Raw genomic sequence first — 22,926 nt, forward strand, 5'->3', positions numbered from 1 at the left:
TCTCCACGGCCAGAACCGGCTTCACGGTGTGCTCCACACTCGTGGGTTGTGTCTCGGTACTCACCTGCGCTCCTCGAGCCTCGGGTCGAGAAGGTCGCGGAGGCCGTCGCCGAGAAGGTTGAAGCCGAGGACGGCCACGGCGATCGCCAGCGCGGGCCAGAGCAGCAGCAGCGGCTTGTCGAAGATGAACTGCTGGGACTCCTGGAGCATGCGGCCCCAGGACGGTGTTGGCGGCACGGTGCCGAAGCCCAGGTAGGACAACGCCGCCTCGGCCAGCACCGCGATGGCGAACGACACCGACGCCTGCACGATGACGACCGCCCCGATGTTCGGCAGGACGTGCCGCCATGCGATGGCGAGCGTCGACCGGCCGGCGACCCGGGCGGCCGTGATGTACTCGGTGGCCATGACCTGCAGCGTTCCGCTCCTGGCCAGGCGCGCGAAGGACGGCACGGTCGCGATCCCGATCGCGATCATCGCGGTCAGCGTGCTGGCACCGAAGACGGCGCCGAACATGATGGCGAGCAGGAGCGCGGGAAACGCCAGCAGGAGGTCGTTTCCGCGCATCACCAGTTCGCTGAGCACGCGCCAGCGGGTCATCGCGGCGAGGATGCCCAGCGGCGTGCCGATCACGGCCGCGACACCGACCGCGATGAAGCCGACGAACAGGGTGGTTCGCGCGCCGACCAGCAGCTGGCTGAAGACGTCCCGGCCGAACTTGTCGGTGCCGAGCCAGTGTTCGGCACCGGGACCGACCAGCCGGACGGTGGGGTCGACCCTGGTCGGGTCGTACGGCGTCCACACGAACGAGATGAGCGCGAACAGCACGACCAGGCCGACCAGCGCGGCGCCGACCACGAAGGTCGGTCCGAGCGGGCGGCGGCGGGTCCGCTGATCCTGGCGGGTCGGCTCCATCAGCTGCCTCGCAGTCGCGGGTCGAGCACAACGTAGAGAACGTCCACGACGAAGTTGATGGTCAGCGCCGCGATGACGAGCAGCATGACGACGCCCTGGACGACGAGGAGGTCGCGGTTCGCCACGGCGTCGAGGAGCAGGCTGCCCAGGCCGGGGATCACGAACACCCGCTCGATCACGACGGATCCGATGAGGAGGGTGGTCATGTGCAGTCCGAGGACGGTGACGACCGGGATCGACGCGTTGCGCAGACCGTGCCGGAACAACGTCCGCATGGAACTGGCGCCCTTGGCCCTGGCGGTGCGCATGTAGTCCTCGCGAAGGACTTCGAGGATCGCCGACCGCACGTACCTGGTGAGCATCGCCCCCTGGATGAGCCCGAGGGACAGGGCCGGCAGGACGAGCTGGGACAGGAACTTCCCCGGCTCGGTCGGCGGGGTCCAGCCACCCGACGGCACGAGTCCCAGCTTGATGGCGAACACGAAGATCAACGCGATGCCCATGACGAACGCCGGGACGGCGATGCCCAGCTGGCTCAACCCGGACACCACGAGCCCCGTGAACCGCCGGTGCCGCAACGCCGACAGCGTCCCGAGTGGAATGGCGATGAGCAGCGCCACCAGGATCGCCGCACCGACGAGCCACGCCGTCACGGCCAGCCGGTCGGCGATCTGCGGTCCGACGGCCGTCTCCGAGACGTAGGACTTCCCGAAGTCCCACCGAAGGAGCCCATCGGCCCAGTCGAAGTACTGCACGTACAACGGCCGGTCGGTGCCGAACTCCGCGCGAAGGCTGGCGACCGCGTCGGGTGTCGCGTTGACGCCGAGCGCGATCTCGGCCGGATCTCCTGGCAGCACCGACATGAAGCCGAACACCAGCACCGACGCGGCGGCGGCGCTGGCGATCAGGATGAGCGCCCTGCGCGCCAGCTGCCGGATGGAGTTGCTCATGGACTTCAGGATCGGGTGATCGACGTGACGTCGAAGGACTCGGTGATCGCGTTCTTCGGCACACCGGACAGGTTGGCGTCGGTCACGGCGAGGTACGGGAACAGGAACAGCCAGTCCGCGGCGGCGTCGTCCGCGATCTGCCGGGCGGCGGCCTTCATGTCGGTGTTCTGCTGCTCCGCCGTGCCCTGGTCCGCCTCGGCGAGCAACTGCTGCACCTTCGGGTTGTTGTAGCCGAAGTAGTAGGTGGCGTTGCCGAACTGGGCGATGTCCCGCGGCTCGACGTGCTGGATGATCGACATGTCGTAGTCGTGCTGCTTGAACACGACGTCGAGCCACCTGGCCGGGAACTCGAGCAGGTCGATGGTGGCGGTGATGCCGACGTCGGCGAGCTGCGACTTGACCACCTGTCCCGCGGCGACGGCGTAGGGGATGTTGGGGAGGCGCAGTCGCAGCTCGAGGTTCGGCGTCCCCGCCTCGGCGAGCAGTGACTTGGCCTTCTCGGGGTCGTGCGGGTACAGGCCCGTGAGGTCCTCGTACCACGGGTCCGTCGGGGGCACCATGCTGCCGATCAGGGTGCCGTAACCGTTCCACGCCGTGTCGACGATGGCCTTGCGGTCGAGCGCGTACTTGATCGCCTTGCGGATCCTGATGTCCTGCAGCGGCCCTGCCGCGTTGTTGAAGGACAGGACCACCTCGCCGTTGGTGATGCCCTCGATGACCTTGAAGCGGCTGTCGTTTTTGAACTGGCTCATGGAGTCCGGCGCCTGCATGGACCCGATGACGTTGACGCTTCCGGTGAGCAGCGCGTTGTTCATGGCGGTCGGGTCGTCGAAGTACTTGAAGGTGACGGACTTCATCGCCGGCTTGTCGCCCCAGTACTCGTCGCGGGCCTTCAGTTCGATCGAGTCGCCCCGAGTCCACTTGGCCACCTCGTACGGGCCGGTGCCGATGGCGGTGTTGGCCAGGTCGGCAACCCCGTTCGGCGAGAACATCGCGCCGATTCGGGTGGTCATCCGGAACAGCCAGTCCCGGCTGGGCTTGGACAGGACGACCTTGACCTCCGTCGGTGAGACGACCTCGACCTTCTCGACCACGTCCATCCCGCTCTTGAGCGCGACCGTCCACTCCGCACTCTTGACCCGCTCGATGCTGAACTTCACCGCGTCGGCGTCGAACTTGTCACCGTTGCTGAACGTGACACCGTCGCGAAGGGTGAAGTCGTAGGTCTTCTGGTCATCGCTGACCGTCCACTTCGTAGCGAGGGCGGGTTCGATCTTCCCGTCGTCGTCGACGGTGACCAGTCCTTCGTAGACGTTGTTCAGCAACACCTGCGGGATGGCCGCGCCTGCCGTCTTCGTGAAGTCGAGGTTCTCTGGTTCGACGGCGAACGCGACGACGAGCGACGTGTCGGTGCTGCCGGCGGTCGCGGTGGAACCCGCACTGCACGCGGCCAGGAGGAGTGCCAGCGGTGCCGCCATCACCTTCAACAAACGCTTCGAGAGCATGACCTACCTCCTGGAGGTTGGAAGAGACACGAGGTGCTCGGTCGGAGCTGAGGGCGCGCCGCCGGCTGGTTGCTGGAGGTTGGTGAGCACGGACGTGCTCAGGTCGGTCGTCGTCGCCGTCCCGCCGAGGTCGGGCGTGTGGGTGGCGGGATCACGCAACGTCGTCGTCACGGCGGACCGGATCCGGTCCCCCGCCCCCTCGACTCCCGTGTGGTCGAGCAGGAGCGCCGCGGACAGCAGGCACGCGACCGGGTTGGCGATGCCCGCGCCGGCGATGTCTGGCGCTGACCCGTGCACCGGTTCGAACAGGCCCGGACCGCGACCGGGAAGGACGTTGGCGCTCGGCGCCATGCCCATGCCACCGACCAGACCGGCGGCCAGGTCGGACAGGATGTCGCCGAAGAGGTTGCTACACAGCAGCACATCGAGGCCGCCGGGACGCTGGACCATGCGCGCGGCCATCGCGTCGACCAGGACGTGTTCGAGTTCGACGTCCGGGTAGTCGAGGTGGACCGACGCGGTGACCTCGTCCCAGAGCGGGTAGCCGTACCGCATCGCGTTCGACTTGGTGACCAGGCTGACCCGGCCACGGCGCTGCCGCGCCAGGTCGAACGCGTAGCGCGCGGTGCGCTCGATGGCGGTGCGCGAGTGGACGGCGACCTCGATACCGAGTTGGCCGACCCGGCCGCCGACGCCGGCGTACTCGCCTTCGGTGTTCTCGCGCACGACGACGAAGTCGATCGGCTCCTCGGTACGGACGGCCGTGGTCACGCCGTCCCAGCTGCGCACCGGCCGGACGTTCACCGCGAGGTCCAGTGCCTGCCGGAGCCCGATGATCAGGCCCCAGATCAGCTCGTCGTCGGGTATGTCGGGCCGGCCGACGGCCCCGAAGAGCACTCCGTCGCACTCGCTCAGCACGTCGGCGCCGTCGGCCGGCATCGCCCGTCCCGTGCGGAGCATGTGCTCGCCGCCCCAGTCCAGCGCGACCGTCTCGACGCTGACGCCGCTCGCCTCCGCGGCCGCGCGCAGGACCGGAAGCGTCGCCTCGATCACCTCGGGGCCGACTCCGTCACCACCGATCGTGGCGATCCGCAGTCCCCGCACGAGAGCCTCCACTCGCCTGGACCTGGTCCGACCAGTCCACCTAGTTGCGTGGTGGGCAGAGTGACACTAGTCTCCGCAGACGTCAAGTCCGCCGGCCCACGAAAGGCGGGGACCTTCTGATGCCCTTCAGCGCGCCGTTTCTGGGAAAGATCGGGCGAACCCATCGTGAGTCCGAGCCCCACTGGCCCGAGCGAACGCGCGCACCGGAGGGTTCGCCGAACGTCATCTACGTGGTCCTCGACGACGTCGGGTACTCGGACTTCGGCTGTTTCGGTTCGGAGATCGAGACGCCGACCATCGACGCGTTGGCGGCCGGCGGGCTGCGGTACACGAACTTCCACACCACGCCGCTGTGCTCACCGACCAGGGCCGCCCTGTTGACCGGCCGCAACCACCACAGTGTCGGGATGCGCCTGCTGTCCAACCTGGACACCGGGTTCCCCAACGGCCGCGGCTACGTGACACCCGCCGCGGCGACGGTCGCCGAGATGCTTCGCGACCAAGGCGTCAACACCATGTGCGTCGGGAAGTGGCATCTCGCGCCCACCGAACACACCACGGCGTCCGGGCCGTACGACCAGTGGCCCCTGGGACGGGGTTTCGAGCGCTACTACGGTTTCCTCGAGGCCGAGACCGACTGCTTCTACCCCGAGCTGACCTACGACAACCACGCGGTCGACCCACCGGGGCGGCCGGAGGACGGGTACCACCTCACCGAGGACCTGGTCGACAAGGCCATCGAGTTCGTGCGCGACCAGACCTCAATCACGCCCGACCGGCCCTTCTTCCTGCACCTGGCTTTCGCGGCCGCACACGCGCCGCACCAGGCGCCGGAGGAGTATCTGACTCGCTTCCGCGGACGGTACGACCGGGGATGGGACGCCATCCGCGCGGAGCGTTACGAACGCCAGCTCCACATGGGAGTGATCCCGCCGGGGACGGAGCTGTCACCGAGAAACCCCGGCGTGCGGCCGTGGGACGAGCTGGAACGCGACGAGCAAAGGCTTTTCGCGCGCATGCAGGAAGCCTACGCGGCCATGCTGGCGCACACCGACACCGAACTCGGCCGGCTCGTCGAGTTCCTCAGCGAGGTCGGCCGGCTCGACAACACGCTGATCTTCGTGATGTCGGACAACGGTGCGAGCCAGGAGGGTGGACCGATCGGCTCGCTGAACCCCACCGCGTTCCAGAACCGGATCGAGCAGAGTTTCGAACGCAACCTCGCCCAGATCGACCTCATCGGCGGGCCACGGTCCCACTCGAACTATCCCTGGGGATGGGCGCAGGCCGGCAACACGCCCTTCCGGCGGTACAAGCAGAACACCCATGAGGGCGGTATCCGTGCGCCGCTGGTGGTCCACTGGCCGGCCGGCATCACGGATGGCGGGGGCATTCGTCCACAGTTCCACCACGTCATCGACGTGACGCCCACCGTGCTCTCCGTTCTCGGCTTCGAGGCGCCCGGCGTGTACCGGGGCACACCGCAGCTTCCGATACACGGCACCGACCTCTCGTACACGTTCGCGGCCGGCGACCAGCCGACCCGGCACGTCACCCAGTACTTCGAGATGTTCGGGCACCGCGGGATCTGGCACGAGGGCTGGAAAGCGGTCGCCTACCACGAGCGGGGCAGCGACTACGCCGACGACGTGTGGGAGTTGTTCGAGGTCGCCAACGACTGGTCGGAATGCCGAGACCTGGCGACGGAACGGCCCGAGGTGCTGCGTGGCCTCATCGAACAGTTCTGGGTCGAGGCAGGCAAGTACGACGTCGTTCCGATCGATGACCGCGGTTTCGCCGAAAGGGCGCGGATTCCGCGTCCCGGATCGCCACGGAACAGGTTGGTCTACAAATACTATCCCGGCATGGCACATCTGCCGGCCGCCGCCGCGCCGCCGACGATGAACAGGAGCCACCGGATCAAGGCGTTCGTCGACCGCACATCCACCGGCGAGGAAGGCGTGCTGGTGGCACTGGGCGGTCACGCCGCCGGCTTCGTGATGTACGTGAAGAACGACCGACTCTGCTTCGAGTACAACTACGTCGGCGAGCGTTATCTGCTCGAGTCGACCGAGACCATTCCTCTTGGCACGTCATGTCTCGAGTTCAGTTTCGAGAAGACCGGCGACGCTCGTGGCATCGGAAGCATTCTCGTCCAGGGGAAGACGGTGGCCGAACGCGAGTTCCCCAGGGTGATTCCGTGGTTCCACGGTTGGGAAGGCCTCGACGTCGGCCGCGACGCGCTGGCTCCCGTCTCGGAGAACTACGATGGTGAATTTCCATATTCCGGCCATTTCGAGTACATCCTGTTCGAGGTCGCACCCTCCGAGGACGAATGGCTCTTCGAGGCGGTCGACTAACCCCGGTCTGACCAGTACACTTAGTTGCGGGTGCCGACTTCGGCGCTCTAGGCTGACAACGTGACGGAGCAGGGATTCCTGGCACGGGGCGTGCTCGGCAAGCGAGGGCCCGTGTCCGCGGCGCCAGGGAGGAAAGGATCGTGAACCAGGTCCAGTTCGAGCCGATCAAGCCAGTGCGCGCGTATGAGCGCGTGGTGGAACAAGTGGAGATGGCAATCCTCAGCGGGAAAGCGCGACCGGGCGAACACCTTCCGAGCGAGCGAGAACTCATGGGTCAGTTCGCCGTCAGCCGTTCGACCGTCCGCGAGGCGCTCCGCGTTCTCGAGAGCCACGGTTTGGTGCAGTCCAGACCAGGCGACCCGAACGGTCCGATCGTGCTACCGATTTCCTCGGCTCCGCTCCAGAAATCGATGACCAGGCTGGCCTCGACGCAGAGCCTGACACTCGTGGAACTGCTCCAGTTCCGAATCCTGCTCGAAGGAACGTCCGCATTCCTGGCGGCCGAACAGCGCACCAAGGAACAACTGGCGAAAATGGAATCGGCGCTGGAGGACCTGATCAGCAGCGCCGACCAGACGCAGACCGAGTTCTCACGCGCCGACCTCGCGTTCCACGAAGCGATGGCGGAGGCGAGCCAGAACACGCTCGTCCAGATTTGCGCGCAGGTCGTCCGAGGGGTCACGCTCGACCTGATCACGGGCAAGGTGGCCCGATCCGAGGCCCCCGACGATCTCATGCAGAGCTGGATCCAACGCCACACGAACGTCCTCGACGCGATCCGCAAGAAGGACGGCCTGACCGCCGCCGCCCTCATGCGCCGGGACCTGTACGACTACTACGCGCCGTACGTGACCGAGGAAGAACAACAACGCCTGCGGCGCATGATGGAAGACGCCGGCCCGGCAACCGGCGGTGCCCGAAAAGCCCGATGATCGTCCCTGGGTGATGCGCGGCTCCGCCGGATCAGGCAACCTGAGGGCGCCGAACCTCGGTCCACCGACGATCTTTGTAGCGTGTCGCATCCTTGCGGCAGGTGCGGCCCAATCAGGCCCGCTTCGCGGGCGGCCGGGGCGCGTGAGGTGCTGGAGGCCGACGCGCATCCGCTGGGGTGTGTGTCCTGAAAGACGCGTTCGGGGCGTCGCCGATGTCTCGAAAGACGCGCTGATGACGTTCAACGACAGAAAAGCGTCTTTCGGGGCATCGCCCGGTGGCACAAACACGCCGTTCGCAGCACGCGGCCGAAGCCGCTCTGCTTTGCCCGCGCGGCCTGCGCGAACAGCCACATCATCAGCGGATCCATGCTGAACGTCTCGAAGGTGCTGGTGGTCGTGCGTTGAAGCACGCCTTCCTCACGCACACGGTGAGGAAGGCGTCCTTCATAGCGGCGTGGCGCTGATGGCAGCCGCGGGTTCGGGCGTCAGCGTAGGGGTGAGGCCGGTGCCGAACAGTGCGAGGGCGAGCCTGGCCTGTTGGGCTGGGGTGATGCCGTCGAACTCCAGTCCCAGCGTGGGCCACCCGCCGCGGGTGACCAGTCTGACGGTGGCCGGCACGACCAGTGCGGTGGCGGGCAGGTCGAGTCGCAGGTGGACACGCTGGCCGGGCCGCGCGGAGGAGGTGTCGCCGGTGACGGAGGCTCCGGTCAACGAGACGTCACGCAGGGTGTAGCGAGTGCCGTTGAGGTGTGCGATGCCGGGGTGGTCGAAGCGGACGGCGGCGCGGCGTTCGGTGCCGAACCGTTCCAGGCGGATGCGGTGGATGGCCGCGACGAGGATGGCGGCGTTGACCACGAGCCAGATCATGACGCCGTGGGCGACCCACGGGGTGTGGTAGGTGAGCGGGGTGAACCCGGCGACGGTGGCCACGTACCAGGCGGCGGCCACCGCGCTGGTGGCAAGGAGACCGATCAGCAGCCGGGGGGTGGCTGTTCGGGTTCGCGTGTCGCCGCTCTGGCGTCCTTTCGCGGTCACGGTGAAGGCGTGTGCCCGGCCGCTGAACAGGGCCAGGGTGGCGTTCAGGTTCGCCGGCAGACGCACGAACTCGAACAGGGTGGCGTGGGTCTGGGTCGCCCGGCCTCGGGCGAACGCGGCCAGGGCGAGGCGCTGGACGCAGTACACCACGGTGAACCAGGTCAGGAACTCCAGCGCGGGTGCGGACACCGGGAGTAGCCCGGAGGCGACGGTGGCGACGGGCAGCAGGATGTAACCCAGGGTGCGCCACGAGTCGAACCAGCCCAGCAGCGTGGCCAGGTAGCTCAGGCACTGCGCGAGGGTGAGCCCGGCCGGGCGCTCCCGCCGCAGCACCTGCATGGCACCGGTGCCCCAACGCTGACGTTGGCTCAGGTACTGCTCGGCGGTGCCGGCGGCGAGCCCGCGCGCGAGGACCTCGTTGTGGTAGACGGTGCGCCAGCCACGGCGGTGCAGCCGGATGGTGGTGTGGATGTCCTCGGTGACGGTATCGGTCGCGACCCCGCCCACCTCGCGCAACGCGGCCAGCCGCACCACGGCGTTGGTGCCGCACCAGAACGCGGCGTTCCACCGGTTGCGCCCCGCGGACAGCGCGCGGTAGAACAGCTCCTGCTCGCTGAACCGCTTCCCGCCACGGCGGTGCACGTGTTCGAAACTGTCCACGTTGTAGAAGTCCTGCGGGGTCTGCACCAACGCCATCCTGGGGTCGTCGAAGTAGCCCACCGTGTGCTCGAGGAAGTCCGCGCGTGCGACGTGGTCGGCGTCGAACACCGTGATCAGGTCCACGTCCAACGTCGGCAGCAACGCGTTGATGTTGCCGGCCTTCGCGTGCTCGTTGCCCACCCGGGCGACGTACCGGGCGCCGAGTTGGGTGGCCAGCTCGGCGACCCAGGGCCGGCGCCCGTCGTCGAGCACCCACGTCTCGTGCGGCACACGCATCGCCACCGCCGCCGCCACGGTCGGCAACAACACCTCGTAGGGCTCGTTGTAGGTCGGGATCAGCACCGCCACCCGCAACCGGGTGTCCCGGACCGGGCGCGGCGCGGCCACCGCGTCCACGTCCCACAAGGACATCAGGTAGAGCAACAGCGACAGCAGCGCCCAGACCTCGAGCACCAACAGCGGCACGGCCAGCCACGGCGAGGCCCCACCCAGCGTGGCCACCGCACGCCACACCAGGTACGCACCGGTCACCGCCACCGCGGACAACCCGAGCAGCCGGCGCCACAACGACCGCAACCGACCGTCCGGTATGGGCAGGTCGGCCCCGGCGAACACGTCCCGAGGCGAAACACTCGGGGCTCCCGCACCGCGGGAGGAAACCAAAGACAGGAAGCTCACAACTCGTAACTGTCAGTGCTACCGGTTGCGGCACCGGTGACCACTCAGGTGCGGTTCGGTTGTATCGCTACTCCTGGGGGTTCGCGACGACGAAGTCGTAGGCCGCGAGTGGTCCGAGTAGTCGGACCGAGACCCGGTCGGCCCACTCCTGCGCGAGCCGCTCGACAGTGGACTCCAGGTCGGGCTGTTTTTCCAGATCGATCAGGCAGGCCACGTGGACAGCGTCCTCGTCGTGGGTCGGTTCCCGGAGGTTCACGGTGGCACCGAACTCGGTGAGCGCGGTGACCAACTCGCGGGTGTCGGCGTCTCGCCTGGCGGCGATGGCGCCGGCGACCCGCTCACCGATGGCCATCCGTCCGGCCTGGGTGACCGCTTCCGGCTTGCCGCGGATGGCGTCCCGCAGCCGCCCCAACTGCCGGTCCTCGCTGAACAGCTGACGCAGGAAGACGTCCATCTCGTACCGACCCTTGATCACGAACTGCGCCTTCCCGTCCAACTCCGCCAACGCCGCGACGAAATCGTCGTGGTGTGGGGCAAGCAGTACCTCGATCACCGCGTCCTCGTTGGCCACCACCGCGCCGAACCGCACCGGGAGCACCGGCACCGCGACGGCTACCTGGTCCAGCAGCGCCTGGTGCGCCATCAGGTCCTCCGACCTGCCAAGGCGCACGTTCGGGTCGATCAGGCTGACCAGCGCCGCGATCTCTCCATGCTTGACGAGAACCACCTCGGCGGGCGGGTCCCCAACCCCCTGTGCGTCATCGGTGACCTCCACATCGGACGGCAGGATCCCGTAGACGTAGACGGCGCGCTCGCCGGCCACGTCGGCTTGGTCGCCGGCAGGCATCTCTGTATCTCCTCGTCGTACCTCGACCCGCTCCTCATGAGCGCTCGGCACGGCATCCCTTGTGCGCCAAGGAGATTGCCGCCAACGTGCGACATGTTCACGGATGTTCGGGGCCTCGATGCGGTTTACCACTCCACTTGGGACACGAAACCGATGACCGGCCCAACGCCGAAAGGATGACCGAGGGGAGGGAGATCGTCGCTACTGGTGGTCGGCCCAGACGTAGCTTTCGGGGAGGAGGTCGGCGATGAGGACGGTTCGGACGCGGTCGCCCGCACCGACGATGACCTTGAGCGTCGGGAAGTAGTCGAGCAGGGCTTGACGGCACCGGCCGCACGGCGGAATGACTCCCCGGTCACGGTCGCCAACGGCGACGATCGTGTCCAGGTCGTACAGGCCCTGGGCGGCCGCCGCGCCGATGAGGACCAGCTCCGCGCAGGGGCCGCCGGTGAAGTGGTAGGCGTTCACCGCGGTGACGATCTGGCCGTCCCGGGCGCGGGCCGCGGCCGCCACGGTGTGGTTGTCACCCCGGCAGCGAGTACGGGCGACGTGCGCCGCGGCCTGGATGAGCTCGTCGTCGACGTGCTGGGTCTGCATGCTCCTATCGTCGCGCCGCATGATCGCCGCGGATCATCGACCCCTGAGCTGTGTGACGTCGGTCCGGCGGCGGTCCGGCTTGAACGGCAGGGTGGTGACGGTCGCCCGGATCTCCCGTTGTGGTGTGCTGCCTGCCCCAGATGACGACCAACTCGGTACCGGGGGTCGAGTGCTCGCGATCGACGACGCACAGGGAGATCATCGCCCGCAGATGAGGACTCACGGTACGGCCGGTCGACACACCGACCGGTTGCCCGGCCACGAGAACCTGGTCGAAGCTGGGACCGAGCCGGCGCGGCAGCTCCATCTGCTCCGGCACGTCACCCTCGCCCAGCAGCGAACCCAACACGGCGGCGACGTCGCTGTCGTTCCACATCAGACCGACCAGCACCCGGGCCGGGCCACCGGCGGCGAAGTCCGCGACCATGGCGTCCCGACTGAGGAAGTCATGGGCGGCGACGGCGCGGCGCGGTCCCCAGCCGAGTTCGCCCGGTGCGGAAGTAGTCGGTCACCCCGCCCGTTGGTACGAAGCTGCCGCCCATCACGTGCCGCGCCCAGTCGGGGGGCGGCGACGAGCAGGTACTCCTCGTCGGCCAGTGGCACCGACTCCAGCGCCCGCCGGGTGGCGATGACCAGGTCGTGGCGACCCGCCCGCAACTCCTCGAGCAGCGGTTCCGGCAGTCCCTGCGTGACGCGCAGCTGCACGCCGTCCGTGACGAGGGAGGCGAGTGCGGGCAGGACGCGGACACACAGCAGCTCGGACGGGCCGGCGAGGTGCACGGGCGCGGTGTGCCGGCCGAGCGGGCCTTCGAGGGCGGCGAGCTGGTCGAGAGGACCCGCGATCTGGGCGGCGAGCTCGTGGGCGTAGGGCGTTGCTTCCACCCCGCGCGGCAGGCGGGTGAACAGCTCATGGCCGGTCTGCTGTTCCAGCGTGCGGATCTGGGCGGTCACGGTCGGCTGGGACAGCCCGAGCGTCGGCGCGGTAGACGGCCAGGAAGGTACGGAGGAGGTTCAGGTCGGCGTGTGCCGGGAGATGCCTGCTGACGACGTCCCCGCTGGAGGTCTGCACGGTGACCATCAACTTCGTCTCCAACGAGGTGATCGTCCAGGGAGTGACGGCCGCGCAGGTGTGGCGCTACCTGGTCGACACGTCCACGTGGGAGTCCTACTACGACAACGTCGCCGATATCAGCTTCCCCCATGGCGGTGGCCCCGCGCTCAAGGAGGATGCCGAACTGGCCACGCAGACACCGAACCCGATGCTCAACGGCCACCAGGCATGGCTGGACGGTCTGGTCCGTGCCGCGTCCGGCAGGATCGGAGCCTGAGAGACACCCGACTCCCGAGGAGCCGCACATGTCGAAACCGCCGTTACCGCCCGCGGCCGTCGAACTACTGCGCCGTCCCAACCCATGCGTGATGGCAACCTTGCGTTCGGACGGCACGCCGGTCTCCACCCCGACCTGGTACCTGTGGGAGGACGGCCGGGTGCTGGTCAACCTCGACGCGGAACGGGTGCGCCTCCAACACCTGCGCCGTGACCCACGCGTCACCGTCACCGTCCTCGACAACGACAACTGGTACACCCACGTCTCCCTCATCGGCCGGGTCACCGACGTGCACGACGACGAGGGCCTGGCCGACATCGACCGCATCGCCACCCACTACGGCGGCGGGACCTACCCGGACCGCGTCCGGCCCCGAGTGAGCGTCTGGATCGAGGTCGAACGCTGGCACGGCTGGGGCGCGCTCAAGGACAGCGACCAGGCGTCCCCCTGAGCACGCGTGGGAACCGGCTGGGATCAGCCAGAGCACCGCGGGTAGCGAAACAGCCACTTCGCAAACGATATGCGAAGCGAGTGGCAGGAAGGCCGCCACAGTTTCCAGCGCATTGAACCAGCCTAACACCCGCCGCAGGGTCGAGGTCGAAAAGTTCGGATTTCGACCGCTGAGGTTGCAGTTCGCGGGGCTCGGTGACGTGGAAACACATGCCAGGATTGGGGAGAGACGTGCGCCGCGAAATCCAGTCCGGGACTCCGGCGACCAGCGTGGTCTCGACGGAGGCCGGTCTGGTGAGCGGAGGCCCGTCGCTCCTGCCATTTTCGGCGATGCGTGCCCGCAGAACCAACACGGCTACCCGATGAGCGAGGACTGCCTGTCGCTCACCGTATGGACAGGGGCGGGCGAGAATCGGCCCGTCCTGGTGTGGATCCACGGTGGACGGTTCATCTGGGGCCACGGCGGCGATCCGTTGTACGACGGTGCCGCGCTGGCGGCCGAGGGCTTGGTGGTCGTCACCATCAACTACCGCCGACTCGTTGGCGTGCCTGGGGGTCGAGGTCATCGACGTGCTGCTGCTGCACTGCGACGATCCGGCGCGTCCCGTCGCCGAGCTGGCGGAGACACTGCTGGGTGTGGTGAAGGCGGGGTACGCGGCGCGGATCGGCGTGTCGAACTGGCCGGCGGACCGTCTTGCCACGCTGGCGCGACACCTGGCGGAGGAGGGTCACCGTGCTGTGGCCAGCTACCAGTTCAGCCTCGCCACCCCGGATCCTGCCCACGTGAGCGGCAGCGCCGACCCCGACATCCTTCGTGTCATCCGGGAGCATCACCTGCCGCTGCTGAGCTGGTCCTCGCAGGCCCGCGGTTTCTTCGCCCGCACGGCGTCGAACGGCTCGGTGGATCCGTTCGACAGCGAGCGGAACCGTGACCGGCGTGCGCGCTGCGTGGCGCTGGCCGGACAACTCGGTTCCCGGCCGGAAACAGTTGCCCTGGCCTGGAACCTGCAGCACCCTGACGTGTGGCCGTCCATCGGCCCTCGTACGACCGAGCAGCTCGACCGTTCACTGGCGGCCCTGCGACTTTCCCTGACCAGCGAGCAGGTTCGCTGGCTGGAGCACGGAGACTGAGCCCTATCCCGGTGTGCCGGCCCGCGATTTCCGTCAACGGAACCATCGCGGGCTTCGGTGCCTCTACCATGTGAGGTTGTCTCGCACGCTGGGGAGGGGATTCACCGATGTCCTTCGGCATCGAGGACAGTGACCGGATGGTGGACGGTTGGGTCCGCCAGGCCCAGGAACGCGCGACGAAATACCAGGCCATGGCCGAACGGTTCGCGGAGATGTCGGTGACCGAGCGGTCCGCGGACGGGACCGTCGAACTGACGGTCAGCTCCAAGGGAATCCTGACCGATCTGCGGATCTCGGAGCAGGCCGGCGCACGGAGAATGGCCGAGGTGTCCGCGGAGGTCATGCGGACCCTGCAGCGCGCACAGTCGAGGATTCCCGAGCTGTTGCAGGATGTGCTGACCGAGACCGTCGGGACGCAGGACGGCGTGGCGAACCACGTGGTGGACGAGGCGAAGAAGACCTTCCCCGAGCCGCCGGAGGACGAGGAAGCCGAATCCGACGCGATGATGATGCGTTTCGACGCGGAAATCACCGACGATCCGGAACCGACCAGCCCTCCGCCACCGTCACAACGTCCGTCGGCTCCGCCACCGCGTCGCCCACGCCGCGACGACGATGACGACGACGGCATGCAGGACTCCATCTATTCCTGACGCATCCATCTGGGAGTACGAGGATGACGGCGGACGGTTTCCAGATCGGCGTTGACCTCAGCGCGCACTCGCAGCAGCTGAAGGGCGTCATGGATGCCCTGAGCCAGGCTGCCGACGCGGCGCGGACGGTGAGCATGCCGACCGACGCGTACGGCATCCTGTGCCAGCCCTTCCGGATGATGCTCGACCCGGTGGAGCAGTGGGGCCTCGACGCGCTGCAGAAGGCGGTCGACGCGACGGAGACCGCCTCCGACCAGGTGCAGGCGGTCGCCAAGACCTACGAGGAGAACGAGCAGGAGTCCGCGGCGCAGTTCAGGGAGATGTACTGATGCCGGACGGAAACTCACTCGTCGCGCAGGCTCCGCAGGACCCCGACGGCCCCGGCCCGTTCACCGCGGGCAACGGTGACTACGGCTATGCCGGCGGAATCGGCATCGCCGAGTCGGCGATCGACACGTTCAACGGCATCAAGGACGGCAACTGGATCGAAGCCGGCCTCGGCGTGGTCGGCCTGGCCGCGGAGGGCGTGTCCGCGGCGATCGACCCGTTCGGCTGGCTGATGTCGTCGGTGGCGTCGTTCCTCATGGAGCACGTGCAGCCGCTGAAGGACATGCTCGACTCGGTGGCCGGTGACCCGCCGGTGATCCAGTCCTACGCCGAGACGTGGGGCAACGTAGCGAACTTCCTGACCAGCACGGAGGAGAACTACACCAATTCGGTCAGGTCCGCCACGTCCAACTGGTCGGGCAGCGCGGCGGAGTCCTACCAGAAACGCTCCGACGAGATGACCGACGCGCTGAAGGGCGCCGCCTCCGTGGCCGGCTCCGTCAGCACGGTGACCATGGTGTTCGGCGAGGTCGTCGCGTTCGTCCGCGAGTTCGTGCGTGACCTGATCGCCGACCTGGTAGGCAAACTGATCTCCTGGGTGCTGGAAACGGTGTTCTCCCTGGGCTTCGGCACTCCGGTCGTCGTGGCCCAGGCCACCGCCGCGATCGCCAAGTGGGCCACCAAGATCGCCGACATCCTCCGCAGACTGACCGACACCATCCGCCGCGTCTCCCCCCTACTGGGCAAGCTCGCCGACGTCCTCGGCAAAGTGGTCAAGGTCTTCGCCAAGGTAGCCGGCAAGGTCACCGGCCTCGACGCCTTCAGCCCCCGCAACGTCCAACCAGGCGGCTTCGTACAGCGCGGCGGCCGAGGCACCGACGGCCCAGACGGCGGCGGCACCGGCACCGGCGACGGCTCAGACGGCGGCTCGAGCAGCGGAGACGGTTCGGACGGCGGCGGTTCGGGCGGTTCGGGCAGCGGCGGTTCCAACAGCGGCGGTTCCAACAGCGGCGGTTCCAACAGCGGCGGTTCCAACAGCGGCGGTTCCAACAGCGGCGGTTCCAACAGCGGGAACGGCGGGGGTTCCAGCGGCGGTGGCTCCTCCTCCGGCTCCTCCGGCTCCTCGGGCGGCGACTCCGGTGCCGGATCCAACGGGCCTGGTTCCGGGCCCGGCACCCGAACACCGGCTGGCAGTTCATCGAGCAGCAGCTCACCGGACGGTGGTTCACCAAGCGGCGGTTCATCGGGCGGATCATCAAGCGGTGGTTCGTCGGGCGGTTCACCGAGCGGTGGTTCGCCAGCTGGCTCGCCTGGCGGCGGTTTACCGGGTAGCAGTTCGCCCAGCGGGCACGCTCCGAGCAACACCGGTGGCGGGAGTCCGATCCCAGGCACGCAGAGCCCGTCCGCACCGGACAGCGGCACACCGAACCACCCAAGTACCGCCAGCCCCAGCGATGGCCCACCCGCAGGAAACACGCCAAACAACGGTGGCGGAAACCCCAACCCAGCAACACACTCCCCAAGCCCAGCCGGACCCGATGCCGGCACACCCAACCAACCAAGCGGCGCCAGGCCTAGCGATAGCTCGCCAGCCGGAAACAGTCCGAACACCGGTGCCGGAAACCCCAGCCCGACGCACTCCCCAAGCCCAGCAACACCCGACAGCGCCACACCAAACCACCCCAGCGGCGCCACGCCCAGCGATAGCTCACCCACTGGAAACGCACCAAACAACGCTGGCGGAAACCCCAGTCCAGCAACACACTCCCCGAGCACGCACAGCCCCGCCGCGCCGGATGCCGGCACACCGAACCAACCAGGCGGTGCCCCACACCAACAAAGCCCGGCCACCCCGACCGGCAGCGCTCCCAACACCGCGCACAACTCACCGAACGGCCCGGCAGCCCCCAGCACCCACGGCCCCGACAGCACCCCGAGCGGCCACAGCCCGTCACCCGCGTCTCCGCACACCCCCACGCACTCACCGGACGGCAGCCCCGCGCCTAACGGCAACCCGCCGTCCTCGCCGACACCACCCACGACCGTCGGCGGCGGAACCCCGCACTCACCGAGCGGCCACTCGCCCACACCGGGCAACCACGCACCGAGCCCGGACACACCACACCGCCCTGACGGGGCGACCACTCCAGGCAGCACCAGCCCTGGCTCCGCCACGACACCCACCGCTCCCACGCCGGTCGCGCCGCACCTGCCAACTCAACGCACGGACGGCCCGAACGCACCGCAGTCACCCGCCGGCCCTCCGATGGGCGGCATGCCGGCAAGCCCCGGAGGAAGCCCCGGTGGCTCACCGGGAGGCGGTACCCCCGCAGGTGGCCGCCCGACCGCAGGCTGGACCGGCACACCAGGCAGCCCCGCGCCGCACACACCGAGCCCGCACAGCCCAGGACCCCAGAACCCGGGACGGCAGAGCCCAGGTCAGCAGAGCCCAGGTCAGCAGAGCCGTCCCGGCCCGCAGTCCCCGAGCCAGCACGCGCCGACCCCGACCAACCCGGGCCAGCACCGCCCCGGATCGCAGGCTCCAGGCCCACAGGCTCCCGGACCGCAAGTGCCTGGCCCACGCACTCCAGGGCCACACAGTCCCGGGCCGCAAGCTCCCAGCCCACGGACCCCCGGCTCGCACGGTCCCGGACAACAAGCCCCCGGCTCTCACGGCCCCGGGCCCGGCGGCCCACCCCGCCAGCCGGTGCCACGCGGGTTCGATCCAGGAAGCCCCGGCGGCCCGAACCGCCCAGGCGGCCCCGACACTCCACGTCACACCAACCCCAACGAGCACAGCCCGGACGGCCACCCACGCGACCCACAGTCAAGCGACCCACACCGCAACGACCCGAACCACGACCCAAACCAGCCGGACACGCCCCCGGACCGGGACCCGCTGCCACCGGACCAGGTCAACGGCCAGCACGCCGACCAAACCCCGGCCGGCACCTCGTACCACCGCGGCGACCCCGAGATGGGCGACCTGCCGCACCGCGTGCAACCCGACCCGGACGGCCGCTACACCGTCGACGTGCACGTCACGCCGGAGGGCAACGCCAGGATCGGCGGCCGCGACTACACCCCGGAAGAGTTCGCGGACATCCTGCGCCGCAACGGCGACTACGACGGCCGCCCAATCCGCCTAATAGGCTGCGACGCCGGTTCGAACGACTTCGCACGACGCCTGTCCCGCGACCTCGACACCCCGGTCCTGGCCCCGGACCGTCCAGCGTGGACCGACTCCAACGGCCGCGTCTTCTCCTCCGACTACGACATCGGCCCCGACGGCAGGGTGCAACCGAGGATCCCTCCGAACGGCGAGTGGTCAGTCCACAACCCGGACGGCACGACCCATCGAGCCAGCGACGACGGCTTCACCCCTGACACGAAGGACACCGACAAGCAGGACCTCGACCCGAGCGACGCGCAGGCTCGTGGCGACGACGGGAAGCCACCATTCGACCAGCAACAGCGCGACCAGGACATGCGCGATCTTCGAAGGGAGAATCGCGACCGACGCACCGAGGGCCTCGACGAGGTCAGACAACTCAACGGTAACCGTAACCCGACTACTGACGACGTGCGGCGGCCCCACGAACGGGCACTGACCACCGCGCGCTTCCGCAGCGACGACGACGTAGAGGACCTCTACAGCTTCAGCGGGACCGGTCATGACTGGAGGCCCGCCAGCGAGGGCCCCGCATGGCCGAGGCACGAGCGCATCTTCGGCACCAGGGAGGCTGGCACATACCGACCCGAACTGGGACAGCCAGATCCTGACAGGACATTCGGGCGTACCCACGACTCGGAGCCAAAGCTGCTGGAGGAACTCGTTCGTGACGAGTTCGCCCGCCGGTCTGGTCTGAGCCGTGACGAGGTCGACGACATTCTCAAGAAGCAGATCGAGAAGATCAGGCGCGAAGAGGCCGCAGGAGACAGGCAGTATCGAGACAGCCTCAAGGGCGAGGTCGCCCGGGCACAGGACAAGATGGACGGTGCACTCGACGAGATCAACCGGAGAGCCAAGGAGAGGGCAGAAGCGAGAGGTGGAGAATACTCGGAGATCACAAGGGACGCCGTGTCCGGTGACCTCCGGATGGTGGTTGATCTTCCCTCGACCAAACGGGACAACATCCCTCCGGAGTACCAAGTCTGCGACTCCTGCACCGACGTTATAATCCAGTTCAAACGGCTCTTCCCGAATGTTCGAGTGGAAGTTGTCAACCTCGCTGGTGAAAGGCTCATGTAGTGACAGAATCGCCTGTCGACCCCGCCCAGCGAATCAGGGCAGCCTTCGATGAGACCATTGCGGACGGACTACGCGCCGACTCGGTGGCCGGAGCGTCGGACGAGGAGATCGACGAGATGGCCGCATCGCAGGGCGCCGCAGCCGTCCCCGCCGCCGTACGTGAGGTGCTGAGGCTCGTCGGGCGTCAGCATGGCCTGTGGCTGGCAGGCAGCACTCTTGGCATCACCTTGGGGGACGGGGCCAAAAGCGGCGCGCTGGCAACCATCAGCTCGCTCGGCGACCCGTTGCGCGACTCAACGGGTTCACTCGTGCTCGTCGAGCACGGTGCGTACACCTATCACATCATCGACGGTGCGGATCTGGATTCGGACAATCCCGCGGTCTGGTTGGTCACGGAGGGGGAACAGGTCACACGTCAATGGGACAGCGTGACGAGCTGGTTCGAAGCGATCAGCCCAGACGTGGAACGGTACCGGGAGCGTCTGGAAATCATGCGCGAAACCGGCGACGACTTCCTACCGGCTTGGGTTCAGTACATTGACGTCGGGTGACATCCAGCCGCTGGACCCACAGCAGCGGCAGACTCTGATCGAGCAGATCAGACGGTTGATCGCTCCTGGTTTGCCTGTGCGGGTGCGGATCGAGTACCGAGCGGTGGGGCGGCACATCGAGGCGGACGTGCTGATCACTGGGCCGGACGGGGTTGCTCGGCCGGTGCGGCCGGATCCGATGGTCGTGCAGTTGCTCGGCACCTTGCGCACCGCCATGTATCAGCCTGGCCGCGGAACGTGGCTGTCGGCTGTCCTTGAGTTCGCACCGTCCGCGGCTCCGGCCACGCAGTTCGTGACCGACGAAGAGCCACGCTGGCGGAGGGTGCCGCCGCCGATCGGGTTTGCTGACGAGCTGCGCTTCTTCCCGCGTGAGGACAAGTTCGTTCCCGACTGGCTGCGGGCCCGGACCGGGGCCACCGCAGCCGACGAGTACGGGATGCGCCAGCCCCGCGTATACGACGGACTCGACGCCGACGGCAAACCCGTCGTCAACAGGGCACCGCTGCCACCCGCCGAACGTGACCGCGTACTCGACTACCTCACCAACGCACCGGTCGTGCTGGCCGCGCGGTCCTACGACGTCGACGCGTTCTCACCAGACCGGCCACCTGCGGTACCGCTGAACTTCCGGACCGACGGCAGCTGGGTCTGGCCCGGCTCCGTCCCTTACTACCTGCGCGAACACTCCATCGCGCCCGATCCGGACCTGCTTGACCACATCCGGAAGCGCCAATTCCGCGTCCCCGACGTCAGTGAGCCGGCCAGGGAAAACGCCGTGGGCGCGATCACCGGCGGTGAGTCACTCGACTAGAGCGTGATGAGCTGAGGCGAGAACCAGCGCCGCCGCCAGGCTGGTGCCCAGGATGGTCGCGGCCATCACCAGCGGGGTGACGCCGAAGACGGACGCCACGGCCGGCGGTACGAGCGCGCCGACACCGAAGTGGACCAGGCCCAGCAGCGCCGACGCGGTGCCCGCGGGCCGACCGTGCCTGGCCAGCGCCAGCGCGATCCCGTTGGGCATGATCAGTCCGACGGACGACACGACGAACAGCAGCGGGACCAGCACCGCCCACACCGACGTGGACGTCAGGACACCGAGCAGCAGGGCCACCGCGGACACGACAGCGATGAGCACACCCGCGGTCAGCAGCCGGCGCGGGCCGAGGCGTTTTACCAGCAGCGCGCCGATCCGTCCCATGAGGACGATGCCCGCCGCGTTGGCCGCGAACATCAGGCCGTAGACCTGTGCGCTGAGCCGGTAGCCGTCCTGCAGCACGAAGCTGCCCATGGCGATGTAGGTGAACATCGTGCACATGCCGAGCGCGAGCACCAGCGCCGAACCGACGAACGCTCGATCTCGAACAAGGGTGGCCACGGTGTGGCCGATCGTGCCGAGTCCGCCGCCGTGTCGCCGGTCTGAAGGCAGCGTCTCCGGGAGTGTCGACGCGGCGAACACGAGCGCGACGCCGATGGCGGTGAGCAGTCCGAACACGCCCCGCCAGTCGGTCAGGCGCAGTGCCTGGCTCCCCAGCAGCGGGGCGATCACAGGAGCGACACCGAGCACGGCGGTCAGCAGTGAGAAGACGCGGGCTGCGTCACTGCCGGAGAACCGGTCCCGGACCATCGCGCGGGCGATCACGATGCCGGCGCCGCCGGCGAGTCCGTTCAGCAGCCGCAATGCCAGCAGCACCTCGATCGTCGGGGCCATCGCGCACAGCAGCGAGGTCACCGCGAACAGCGTCACGCCGACGATCAGCGGTCGCAGTCGGCCCACCCGGTCGCTGAGCGGGCCGGCGACGAGCTGCCCGCACGCCAGACCAACCATGCACAGCGACAGCGACATCTGCGCCGCCACCTCGGACGCGTTCAGGTCACGCGCCAGCTGCGGCAGGCCCGGCAGGTACAGGTCCATCGAAAGTGGACCGAACGCCGAGAGCGCACCCAGCGTCAGCAGCCACCGCCGCCCGATCGGGCTCACTCCGCGGAAAGGATGCCGGTGAGCACCCGCAGTGCGCGTTCCCGGTGCTCGTCGAGCCCGGCGACGACCTCGTCGACGGCCTTGCGGCGCACCGCGTCGAGGATCTCGTCGTGCGCGTGGATCGTCCTCGACCGCTCCTCTGGCGAGTTGTAGTACATGGCCCGGTAGGCCTCGGTGGAGTCCCACAACAGCCGGATCAGGCGCATCGTGTGTGTCTGGTCCGGCGACTCCAGCATGCCGAAGTGGAACCGGCGGTTCGCCTCGAGCTCGGCGGCGACGTCACCGCGGTCGGCCGCGTCGGCGCAGTCGCGGGCGGCGAGCGCGATGCGTTCGACGGCGTCGTCGTCGAGGGCCGGGACCGACTGGCGCACCGCGCGTTCCTCCAGCAACCCGCGCAGTGCGTAGATCTCCCGCAGGTCCTCGACACGTAACTCGGTGATGAAGTAGCCGCGGCGAGGCCGGTAGACGACCTGACCCTCCTGCTCCAGCGCCCGCAGTGCCTCGCGCACGGGCGCCAGGCTGACGCCGAGGCCGTCGGCGATCTCCTCCTGCAGGACGCGCTGCCCGGGCCGGTAGCGGCCCGCGACGATGGCGCGACGCAGCTCGTCCAGCACGTGCTGCGTGGTCGTTCCTGGTCCGCCCGGCCGCGTCGTCATCGCGGCGACCCTACCCG

General features: G+C 68.4%; 24 protein-coding genes and 1 pseudogene. 11 read left to right on the forward strand and 14 right to left on the reverse strand.

All coding sequences use genetic code 11. From position 1 onward, the window contains the following. Positions 1 to 60 precede the first annotated feature (60 nt). The 4 genes from VF106_RS22405 to VF106_RS22420 are packed head-to-tail and all read right to left on the reverse strand — an operon-like array spanning position 61 to position 4,474. Complete coding sequence (locus VF106_RS22405; protein ID WP_330841747.1) at positions 61 to 915, reverse strand: ABC transporter permease; 855 nt, start codon at positions 913 to 915, stop codon at positions 61 to 63. Then, complete coding sequence (locus VF106_RS22410) at positions 915 to 1,865, reverse strand: ABC transporter permease (RefSeq protein WP_330841748.1); 951 nt, start codon at positions 1,863 to 1,865, stop codon at positions 915 to 917. Before VF106_RS22410 ends, VF106_RS22405 begins: the two co-directional genes overlap by 1 nt. 5 nt (positions 1,866 to 1,870) lie before the next feature. Beyond that, entirely contained in the window at positions 1,871 to 3,370 is a 1,500-nt protein-coding gene (locus tag VF106_RS22415) for an ABC transporter substrate-binding protein (RefSeq protein WP_330841749.1), read from the reverse strand. A gap of 3 nt (positions 3,371 to 3,373) precedes the next feature. Continuing rightward, complete coding sequence (locus tag VF106_RS22420; RefSeq protein ID WP_330841750.1) at positions 3,374 to 4,474, reverse strand: isocitrate/isopropylmalate dehydrogenase family protein; 1,101 nt, start codon at positions 4,472 to 4,474, stop codon at positions 3,374 to 3,376. 119 nt (positions 4,475 to 4,593) lie between these two features. Here VF106_RS22420 and VF106_RS22425 point away from each other — a divergent pair, with 119 nt between their 5' ends. Together VF106_RS22425 and VF106_RS22430 are read left to right on the forward strand one after the other, a co-directional pair. Then, positions 4,594 to 6,834 (forward strand): arylsulfatase, encoded by a 2,241-nt coding sequence (locus VF106_RS22425; RefSeq protein ID WP_330841751.1) that lies wholly within the window; start codon positions 4,594 to 4,596, stop codon positions 6,832 to 6,834. Between the two features lie 194 nt (positions 6,835 to 7,028). Further along, positions 7,029 to 7,766: a FadR/GntR family transcriptional regulator gene (locus VF106_RS22430; protein ID WP_330841779.1), complete on the forward strand. Its 738-nt coding sequence runs from the start codon at positions 7,029 to 7,031 to the stop codon at positions 7,764 to 7,766. 239 nt (positions 7,767 to 8,005) lie between these two features. Here VF106_RS22430 and VF106_RS22435 read toward each other — a convergent pair whose 3' ends face one another. The 6 genes from VF106_RS22435 to VF106_RS22460 all read right to left on the reverse strand — a co-directional run bounded on the left by VF106_RS22435 (position 8,006) and on the right by VF106_RS22460 (position 12,534). Further along, the gene (locus VF106_RS22435; protein WP_330841752.1) at positions 8,006 to 8,191 is read right to left on the reverse strand and encodes a hypothetical protein; all 186 of its coding nucleotides are present in this window, start codon (positions 8,189 to 8,191) and stop codon (positions 8,006 to 8,008) included. Between the two features lie 19 nt (positions 8,192 to 8,210). Then, a complete protein-coding gene (locus tag VF106_RS22440) occupies positions 8,211 to 10,076 on the reverse strand; it encodes a glycosyltransferase (protein ID WP_330841753.1) in 1,866 nt (621 codons plus the stop codon). 130 nt (positions 10,077 to 10,206) lie between these two features. Further along, positions 10,207 to 10,986: a GvpL/GvpF family gas vesicle protein gene (locus tag VF106_RS22445; protein ID WP_330841754.1), complete on the reverse strand. Its 780-nt coding sequence runs from the start codon at positions 10,984 to 10,986 to the stop codon at positions 10,207 to 10,209. A 201-nt stretch (positions 10,987 to 11,187) separates the two neighbouring features. Beyond that, a complete protein-coding gene (locus VF106_RS22450) occupies positions 11,188 to 11,583 on the reverse strand; it encodes a cytidine deaminase family protein (RefSeq protein WP_330841755.1) in 396 nt (131 codons plus the stop codon). Positions 11,584 to 11,587: 4 nt separating this feature from the next. Further along, positions 11,588 to 12,010, reverse strand: a complete 423-nt coding sequence (locus VF106_RS22455; RefSeq protein WP_330841756.1) for a hypothetical protein — start codon at positions 12,008 to 12,010, stop codon at positions 11,588 to 11,590. After that, the gene (locus tag VF106_RS22460) at positions 11,959 to 12,534 is read right to left on the reverse strand and encodes a LysR family transcriptional regulator (protein ID WP_330841757.1); all 576 of its coding nucleotides are present in this window, start codon (positions 12,532 to 12,534) and stop codon (positions 11,959 to 11,961) included. The genes VF106_RS22455 and VF106_RS22460 overlap by 52 nt, the downstream gene beginning before the upstream one ends. A 119-nt stretch (positions 12,535 to 12,653) precedes the next feature. Here VF106_RS22460 and VF106_RS22465 point away from each other — a divergent pair, with 119 nt between their 5' ends. The 6 genes and pseudogenes from VF106_RS22465 (at position 12,654) to VF106_RS22490 (ending at position 15,474) form a co-directional block, all read left to right on the forward strand. Further along, entirely contained in the window at positions 12,654 to 12,911 is a 258-nt protein-coding gene (locus VF106_RS22465; RefSeq protein ID WP_330841758.1) for a hypothetical protein, read from the forward strand. Positions 12,912 to 12,939: 28 nt separating this feature from the next. Next, positions 12,940 to 13,362: a PPOX class F420-dependent oxidoreductase gene (locus VF106_RS22470; protein WP_330841759.1), complete on the forward strand. Its 423-nt coding sequence runs from the start codon at positions 12,940 to 12,942 to the stop codon at positions 13,360 to 13,362. Positions 13,363 to 13,561: 199 nt separating this feature from the next. Further along, positions 13,562 to 13,882, forward strand: a pseudogene (locus VF106_RS22475) (carboxylesterase family protein); the annotation flags it as partial. Positions 13,883 to 13,901: 19 nt separating this feature from the next. Beyond that, positions 13,902 to 14,492: an aldo/keto reductase gene (locus tag VF106_RS22480; RefSeq protein WP_330841760.1), complete on the forward strand. Its 591-nt coding sequence runs from the start codon at positions 13,902 to 13,904 to the stop codon at positions 14,490 to 14,492. A 107-nt stretch (positions 14,493 to 14,599) separates the two neighbouring features. Next, positions 14,600 to 15,145, forward strand: coding sequence for a YbaB/EbfC family nucleoid-associated protein (locus tag VF106_RS22485; RefSeq protein ID WP_330841761.1), 546 nt, complete (start codon positions 14,600 to 14,602; stop codon positions 15,143 to 15,145). A gap of 23 nt (positions 15,146 to 15,168) precedes the next feature. Next, positions 15,169 to 15,474 (forward strand): type VII secretion target, encoded by a 306-nt coding sequence (locus tag VF106_RS22490; protein ID WP_330841762.1) that lies wholly within the window; start codon positions 15,169 to 15,171, stop codon positions 15,472 to 15,474. 85 nt (positions 15,475 to 15,559) lie between these two features. On the opposite strand, the gene VF106_RS22495 is transcribed toward VF106_RS22490, so the two are convergent. Both VF106_RS22495 and VF106_RS22500 read right to left on the reverse strand, forming a co-directional pair. Further along, the gene (locus VF106_RS22495; RefSeq protein ID WP_330841763.1) at positions 15,560 to 15,730 is read right to left on the reverse strand and encodes a hypothetical protein; all 171 of its coding nucleotides are present in this window, start codon (positions 15,728 to 15,730) and stop codon (positions 15,560 to 15,562) included. Between the two features lie 177 nt (positions 15,731 to 15,907). Next, positions 15,908 to 16,168, reverse strand: coding sequence for a hypothetical protein (locus VF106_RS22500; protein WP_330841764.1), 261 nt, complete (start codon positions 16,166 to 16,168; stop codon positions 15,908 to 15,910). 2,281 nt (positions 16,169 to 18,449) lie between these two features. Here VF106_RS22500 and VF106_RS22505 point away from each other — a divergent pair. Genes VF106_RS22505 through VF106_RS22515 form a run of 3 tightly spaced genes read left to right on the forward strand, consistent with a single transcriptional unit; the run spans position 18,450 to position 21,086 of the window. Further along, positions 18,450 to 19,724 carry a DUF8616 domain-containing protein gene (locus VF106_RS22505; protein ID WP_330841765.1) on the forward strand — a complete coding sequence of 425 codons (1,275 nt, stop codon included), beginning with the start codon at positions 18,450 to 18,452 and terminating at the stop codon, positions 19,722 to 19,724. Further along, complete coding sequence (locus VF106_RS22510; protein ID WP_330841766.1) at positions 19,724 to 20,275, forward strand: hypothetical protein; 552 nt, start codon at positions 19,724 to 19,726, stop codon at positions 20,273 to 20,275. Before VF106_RS22505 ends, VF106_RS22510 begins: the two co-directional genes overlap by 1 nt. Next, a complete protein-coding gene (locus tag VF106_RS22515; RefSeq protein ID WP_330841767.1) occupies positions 20,262 to 21,086 on the forward strand; it encodes a ferredoxin in 825 nt (274 codons plus the stop codon). Before VF106_RS22510 ends, VF106_RS22515 begins: the two co-directional genes overlap by 14 nt. Here the strand turns inward: VF106_RS22515 and VF106_RS22520 are convergent. Both VF106_RS22520 and VF106_RS22525 read right to left on the reverse strand, forming a co-directional pair. Beyond that, positions 21,075 to 22,253, reverse strand: coding sequence for a multidrug effflux MFS transporter (locus VF106_RS22520; RefSeq protein WP_330841768.1), 1,179 nt, complete (start codon positions 22,251 to 22,253; stop codon positions 21,075 to 21,077). The two genes, VF106_RS22515 and VF106_RS22520, sit on opposite strands and share 12 nt — an antisense overlap. Beyond that, complete coding sequence (locus VF106_RS22525; protein WP_330841769.1) at positions 22,250 to 22,909, reverse strand: GntR family transcriptional regulator; 660 nt, start codon at positions 22,907 to 22,909, stop codon at positions 22,250 to 22,252. The genes VF106_RS22520 and VF106_RS22525 overlap by 4 nt, the downstream gene beginning before the upstream one ends. Positions 22,910 to 22,926 lie beyond the last annotated feature (17 nt).

The organism is Actinophytocola sp. (genome assembly GCF_036378875.1).
Taxonomy (GTDB): Bacteria; Actinomycetota; Actinomycetes; order Mycobacteriales; family Pseudonocardiaceae; genus Actinophytocola.